This is a genomic window from Synergistaceae bacterium, from assembly GCA_021372895.1.
Taxonomy (GTDB): domain Bacteria; phylum Synergistota; class Synergistia; order Synergistales; family Synergistaceae; genus JAJFTP01.
This window is the reverse complement of sequence record JAJFTP010000062.1, coordinates 1-7,067: the sequence shown is the minus strand read 5'-3', so window position 1 is coordinate 7,067 and position 7,067 is coordinate 1. Positions and strand designations below refer to the sequence as shown.

The following is a 7,067-nucleotide window of genomic DNA, read 5'->3' as shown; positions in this document are numbered from 1 at the left end:
TTGATTTCAGCCATATCCCAGACCTCGCTTTCTTTTCATCGCCAGATTTTGGATCAAGAGAAAAAAAGTAAGAAGCAAATCCATGAAACTTTTATGTGCCGGTTACACCGCCTTATCAACTGCTGTGCGCACTTGCCCTCCTTCCCATATGCCACTGTAAAATATAGCATAAATGCACAAAATCGATATTCAAAATTCTGCGCGTCCAGAGTTTATCATATATGAACTTTATAATCAATAAGCTGATTTGAAACAACTTTTGTAATTTATGTCAATGAAATTCAGAGAAATATCCTGCATATTTAAGGAACACTGACTAATAAATGAACTATCGTCAGCCAATAATGGCAATTTTATTTAAAAAAGGCTGTTTTCTGTTATATAGTTAATAATATGAGATCCCGCAATATGTCTGATTCAACATAAAATATTCCATCATTCCCGATAAAATATCCAAGACAGAAGAGATGAGCAACGAAAGACGTCAAAAATCCCTCTTTAACGTCGAAGGGAAGGGAGAAAGCGCCAAAATATTTAGCCAGCTAAAAGAAAGGTAAAAATAGTTTTTACTTTAATATAGTCTACATTAATTGAATATATAACTTATAAAAACGACATAATTTACAATTGAGTATTTTTTTGATTTTCTTATTGAAGACAACTTAAATATGCAATTTATGAATATATATAATTGAATCAATCGCTTTTCTTTTGCAGCCGTTTCCGTATCTCGCTCTCAATATTTAAAAACTCATTACGCGAATCCGAGTCAAGATTTCTGATGATATCATTTCTGTATATCATTCCAACTGCATTCCGGGTAAGCCCGGGATGGGCTTCAAGTTCGGCATAGGCGCTTATTTTCCTGTCTTTGAAAAAAACATCAAAATCTGCGAAGCGCTGCCCTTGGTCGTCGTATTCTAACCCCAGGGCTATACGTTTTATCTCACGGATATCCATCGGGGTAAAAATCTTTACCATATATACAGGCACGCTTTTCATTGCCAATGCCTGATCCCTGCCCCAGCGTTCCGCAAGCACAAGGCCTATCTGCAGCCCCTGCGTCGCCATCCAGAACCTCTGTCTGTGAAGGTCAAAAAATCCGTCCGCATCGTAAATCCTTATTTCAATATCGTTCCAATCCGGAGTTCCAAGCGCATCCCCTAGATACTCAATGCCCCGTATTGTGAGATATTGCAACAGCGCACCCTTGGAGCGGTCATGGATGAGCAGCGCCTTCGGATATATATCATCCGTCGCAACAGGCTTGTTCAATGCTTTTTCTGTAAAGTAAATGACAGACGATGTTCCCGGTATATAACTGCGGAACATCGGATCTCTTTCTATCAGCTCTCCTCCTATATCTCTCTGTACCGCGCTGACCCCCTTTGCGACATCTCCGAGCAACCTCATTATTATGGACCCGGGGAGCATCTTGGCCTGATCGACACCGGATACAAGCCTGCTGTTAATGAGGTTACAGAGAAGGAGTTCTATCGTGTTCTCCGAGACATAGGTCTCAAATTCCTCCTCCTCGGCAAACGGGCTGGTAAACGAGACAAAAAATACGAGCCTTCTGTTGTTTCCATACAGCCGTATCGCCTGCTCAGGATCAAGCGCAACGTGAGAACCCCATGCAGCCAGGTGACTTTTGATTTCCGGGATTTTCCCAGCAGCATGCAGCAAAACACTCTCCGGTCCGCTTCTTACGAGAGAGAGCATGTGTACGACCTCCCTTTATAACAGATTCATATCAAAGTGATATGCGCTTGCGTTCAAGACGGGCGTCATTGGTGCCGGGCGGATATTTAACGGGAATTACATCGCCGGTCTCCATGTGGATCAGGTGCATCTCCTCGAGGCCGTTCAGAAAGAAGCGTCCGCAATCATCTATAAAGGTAAGATGCTCGAGACTGTGTCCGTATAAATTATATTCACTGCAATTAGTGACGACATCCTCATAGGTGTGCCCGGCCCGGAAGCAAAACCTGCCGATGCAGAATAGTCCGGGCCTGCTCCACACTTGAACGGAAGAGTCATCGGTCATTTCCAGTATCGTAGGCAGATGATCGTGGTTTCCCGTAATCAGAATTACACCGCAACTCTCTTCGGCAAAAAAATTAAGAAGCGCAGAAAGCTTTTTACGGTAAAGACCTATCATTCCGGGTCTTTGTTCAAGTTTTACATCATCAACAAGGTCGCCGGTGTGCACTACCCATGCCGGACGCAGGCGACGGATCGCCCTGCGAAGATAAGGGAACATAATGGATGGGGTGTCCGAGATATGAAGTATCATATCCCTGCCGTCAACAGGAGGAGGATTAAGGCCGGCCCGAATAGTCAGGTCATCTATCCTGCTACGTATCGGGCAGCTTCGGATCTCCTCATAAGTCGGCGCAGGAAGGTTCTTGGGCAGATGCAGAGTCGTCATTCTGGACCACCTCCTTGAGATACCGTAATGACGGAATAATTTCCATTAAGCCCGCCGCACAGATCCCATATATACATCATATACGATACAGCCATTTCCAGACAAAGAAAAGAGATGTGAACAAAATACTTGTTTTTTTTTATACTTACATGTATGATGTTTTTAATGAATGACATATGGTTCTCCGAGCCTGCCTGCCTAAAGAGATGCTCCATGGCGTTCGGGCCGTCAGGGTTACACCGGAAACGGTGCAGCCTCCCTCTGGAAAGGAGACCGGCTAGAGTGTTTATTTGTACGGCCGTCTTCCAAAGGGGAGGGCGGCCGTCTTTCATTATATCAAAGATGGGACACACAAAATCCTCATTTCTCCTATGCGAGGCCGCCCCCAACGGTCTCGCATCCTTATTGTTTTTTGCAATTTAGTTGCATTGGTTATTTTTTATTACTTTTTTGCTTCATTATTTACTCAAACTATAAAATAGTGTAGAATATGCTGGACATACAAAAACAGAATGTTGTTAGAGTATGTTTTGTGTGGAAATAATTATTTTTCTGCACAGGCATTATCCCTGAAGCCGTTTTTCCTGTGGCGCCGGCTATGGAGAACGGACGATAGGGCGGGTCTGGAAATGGATCCGTCTCCCATTGCGGAAAAGGGGAAGCACTCTTATTATGAGAGCTTTTATCTTTCTTTTCGTTGCCCCCCTTTCGCAGATCAAATACATCTGGATCCAAAAGCACCGACATAATCTTAAAGGAGGGGTTTCACCCATGTATCACAAAAAACGTCACTATATCATCATTACGCTGCTTACGGTATTGGCGCTCACGTTCTGCTCAATGGCATATGCAAAGCCGCCCGTGCTCAGGATGGCTACAACGACGAGCACCGACGACACAGGACTTCTCGACTATCTTGCGCCGATATTCCTCAAGGACACAGGGATCGAGATCCAGTGGGTCGCAGTCGGCACGGGGAAGGCTTTGGAATATGGCCGTAACGGCGATGTCGATGTAGTTTTGACACATGACCCTGCGGCGGAAGATAAGTTCATGGCCGAGGGTGCCGGTGTCAACCGCCGTCAGGTAATGTACAACGACTTTGTACTCATCGGTCCTGCAAACGATCCGGCAGGTATAAAAGGCAAACCTATAACAGAGGCCCTAAAGACGATAGCCGCAAAGCAGCAGCCTCTGGTCAGCCGTGCCGATAAATCCGGCACTCACTCAGCGGAGCTCAAGTTACTTGCGGCAGCCGGCGTTAAGGATTTTGACAAGGCGCCATGGTACATCCAGACTGGACAGGGCATGCTCAAGACAATTAACATCGCCGAGGAACGCAGAGGCTACGCACTGACAGACCGCGGCACTTTCGTCAAGTACAACGCCGGACTGAAGGGCAAACCAGGGCTCGTCATCCTTGTAGAGGGAGATAAGCGTCTCCTGAACATGTACAGCGTGATGGCTGTAAATCCTATAAAGCATGAGCAGGCAAAGTATGACCTTGCACTGAAATATATAGACTGGATCACATCATCAAAGGTCCAGCAGGATATAGCGAATTTCAAGGTTGAGGGAAAGCAGCTTTTCTTCCCGAACGCAGCAAAACGCGCCGGACACTAAAGCAAATCAGAGATATCCATAAAAAGGGGCTTCGTATTTTGAAGCCCCTTTTTTAGAAAAATAATCTCAAAGGCAGGGCTGTTCTGTGGATTTTATCGTTGAGGGGTTTTTCCAGGCCATAGATCTGATATTTTCGATGGATGAAGAGACAGCGGACATTGTTGTGACTACGCTCCAGCTGACCGGTCTGTCGATGCTGGGGATCCTGGGCCTTGGATTGCCACTGGGCTTCGCGCTTGGATACTTTGACTTCCCTGGCAAACATTTCCTGCATACTGTGGTAGATACACTGCTGTCACTTCCGACAGTAGTTGTCGGTCTTCTTGTCTATGCTTTCATTTCCCGCAGGGGGCCATTCGGAGATTACGAACTTCTCTTTACTATAAGAGGCATGGCCATAGGACAGCTCATTCTTGGACTGCCTATCATCATAGCTTACACAGCCACCGCAATAGAGGGCCTTGACAGGCATCTCAGGCTGACGCTGCTCACACTCGGAGCATCGGGAAGAAAGCTTGCCATGACGATTTTGTGGGAGGGGCGCTTCCAGGTGCTTGTGGCTTCACTGACAGCATACGGCAGGATCATCGGCGAAGTCGGTTCGGCGATGATGCTCGGCGGGAACATTAAATGGCACACAAGGACAATAACAACTGCAATTACGCTCGAGACAGGCAAGGGGGACTTTGCCCTGGGCATCGCACTGGGGGTCATACTGCTGGCCATATCGTTCGCCATTAACATCTCTCTATCCTTTATGCGCCGCAGGGCAGAAAACTAAAATGTCATATAAAACAAATTTGAAAATGGAGGGCCTACTATTATGAAAAAACTTATGGCAGCGATCCTGTTCATTTTGGCAGCATCAACATATGTTCCGGCTTTTGCCGGAACAATAAGGCTTTCGAGCACTATCGGACCCGTCGATGCGGGCATCATCCCTCTCCTTGCAGATACCTACAAGGCAAAGACCGGGACTGATTTCGTAATTGAAAAGGCCGGAACGGGAGCAACACTGGAAAAGGCGAAGACCGGCAACTTCGACATGGTCATAGTACATGCGCGCGAACTTGAAGATCAGTTCATCCGTGAAGGTTATGGGCAGAATCGAAAGGATATCATGTATAACGATTTCGTCATCCTCGGACCTAAAGAAGACCCGGCGGGAATCAAAGGTATGAACTCAGCTGCGGAAGCATTTAAAAAGATCGCGGCAAAACAGGCTCCTTTCGTCAGCCGCGGAGACATGTCCGGAACACACGTGGCGGAAATGAAAGTCTGGAAAGCTGCAGGGATAGTCCCTGACAAAGAAAAAGACGAATGGTACACTGTGTTCTCACTTGGCAGCCTCGGGAATGGCCCGACTACAGACTTTGCCAACAGGCGCAACGCTTATACCATTATGGACAGAGCAACATACCTTATGAAGCAGAAAACCCTCAAGATAATTCCTCTTGTCGAAGGAGATCCCATTCTCCTTAATCTTATCGCGGCAATCGAGGTCAGCCCTAAGAAATTCCCTAATGTCAATAACGCCGATGTTGTAAGGTTTATCAACTGGCTGTGCAGCGACGAAGCCCAGCTCATTATCAAAAACTTCAAAGTTAAGGAGTATGGACAGCCCCTTTTCTTCCCAAACTCTGACGAATGGAATAAGAAAAATCCGAAATAATCGATTTTGTAAAACTGACATCTTGTATCTGTGAGACTGCTGCATTTTTTATGCCGCAGTCTCACAGAAAGCCGCAAGGAGCCTGGAGAATGAGCGCGAACACACTTTATGACATTCGATACCTCAAGCACAGATATGGCAACGGTCCTGTAACCGTAGATATAGACTCTCTTGTTATAAAAGAAGGGAACGTCTATGGCCTGGTCGGACCTAACGGAAGCGGAAAGTCAACGCTGCTTAAGATCCTTGCCTTTCTTGAACAATGCGACGAAGGCTCCCTCTTATTTGACGGCAAAGAAAGTACCGGACGTGAGGTAGAGCTCCGTATGGATGTAACTTATCTCCTACAAAACTCCTACCTGCTCAAGCGCTCTGTTTATGAAAACATAGCTTACGGACTCAAACTTCGCGGCAAAACAGACGGTATGAAAGGACGCATCCATGATTCTCTGCGTCGCGTAGGGCTGGAACCGGATAAATTTGCAGAAAGGCCCTGGTTTCGTCTATCAGGAGGCGAAGTCCAGCGGGTTGCCCTTGCAACACGTCTTGCACTCCATCCACGAGTCCTCCTTCTTGACGAACCCACGGCTAATGTCGACGAATCAAGCGCACAGCTCGTAAAAGAAGCTGCCGTCTCCGCATGGAAGGAATGGGGGACAACTGTGGTAGTGGCGACCCATGACCTTGTATGGCTTTATGAGGTCTCGACAGATATCATAAACCTCTACCGCGGACGAGTCGTAGGACATGGAGCTGAAAACCTGATACAGGGATTATGGGAAACCGAAGGCTTGTACGCAGTGCGCACTCTCTCCGATGGGCAGAAGATATATGGGCTGCGTAACGGACACAATGCAATTGCAACCGGGCTGATCAATCCCTCAAACATTGCACTCTCTCGCACAAAACAGCAGCACACAAAACTGATGAACGCACTTAAAGGCACTGTCACTCAGATGGCACTTGAGCGCAGCACAGGCTGCGTGCTGGTAACAGTCGATATAGGCGGCACTATACTGAAATCCCGCGTTTCGCTCTCGTTTATAGAAACAGAATCCATCTGTCCTGCCGCCACAGTATGGCTTATATTTTCATCAGAAGATGTCAGGTGGGTTGAGCATGTAGCAAGACATTCTAAAAAACAGCGGAACTGTTTATCATCGGTTTATTCATCATTATTTCCTCCGAGAGGGCAAACCGTGCTTCTCATATTTCAAAACGCTTCCTTGCAACATGATTTTGCGATTGTCCGATCGCTTTGATATGCACAATCCATTCCTTATAGCGTGAGAATAATGTAGAATATACTGTGCTGGGTTTTGCCGGAGCAGATGGTTTGTT

General features: G+C 46.6%; 6 protein-coding genes and 2 riboswitches. Of the genes, 4 read left to right on the top strand and 2 right to left on the bottom strand.

Translation table 11 applies throughout. From position 1 onward, the window contains the following. Nucleotides 1-696: 696 nt before the first annotated feature. Entirely contained in the window at nt 697-1,722 is a 1,026-nt protein-coding gene (locus tag LLF78_05855; protein ID MCE5202016.1) for a hypothetical protein, read from the bottom strand. A 31-nt stretch (nt 1,723-1,753) separates the two neighbouring features. Further along, nucleotides 1,754-2,431 carry a metallophosphoesterase gene (locus LLF78_05850; protein ID MCE5202015.1) on the bottom strand — a complete coding sequence of 226 codons (678 nt, stop codon included), beginning with the start codon at nt 2,429-2,431 and terminating at the stop codon, nt 1,754-1,756. A gap of 170 nt (nt 2,432-2,601) precedes the next feature. Beyond that, a riboswitch (molybdenum cofactor riboswitch) is annotated at nt 2,602-2,719 on the top strand. A 268-nt stretch (nt 2,720-2,987) separates the two neighbouring features. After that, nucleotides 2,988-3,105, top strand: a riboswitch (molybdenum cofactor riboswitch). A gap of 97 nt (nt 3,106-3,202) precedes the next feature. Here LLF78_05850 and LLF78_05845 point away from each other — a divergent pair. From LLF78_05845 to LLF78_05830, 4 genes are all read left to right on the top strand, one after another. Further along, nucleotides 3,203-4,054, top strand: a complete 852-nt coding sequence (locus LLF78_05845) for a substrate-binding domain-containing protein (GenBank protein ID MCE5202014.1) — start codon at nt 3,203-3,205, stop codon at nt 4,052-4,054. Between the two features lie 85 nt (nt 4,055-4,139). Further along, on the top strand, nt 4,140-4,835 hold the full coding sequence (locus tag LLF78_05840) for an ABC transporter permease (protein MCE5202013.1): 696 nt from the start codon (nt 4,140-4,142) through the stop codon (nt 4,833-4,835). 42 nt (nt 4,836-4,877) lie between these two features. Beyond that, a complete protein-coding gene (locus LLF78_05835; GenBank protein ID MCE5202012.1) occupies nt 4,878-5,726 on the top strand; it encodes a substrate-binding domain-containing protein in 849 nt (282 codons plus the stop codon). A gap of 89 nt (nt 5,727-5,815) precedes the next feature. Beyond that, nucleotides 5,816-6,988: an energy-coupling factor ABC transporter ATP-binding protein gene (locus LLF78_05830; GenBank protein ID MCE5202011.1), complete on the top strand. Its 1,173-nt coding sequence runs from the start codon at nt 5,816-5,818 to the stop codon at nt 6,986-6,988. The last annotated feature ends 79 nt before the right edge of the window (nt 6,989-7,067 follow it).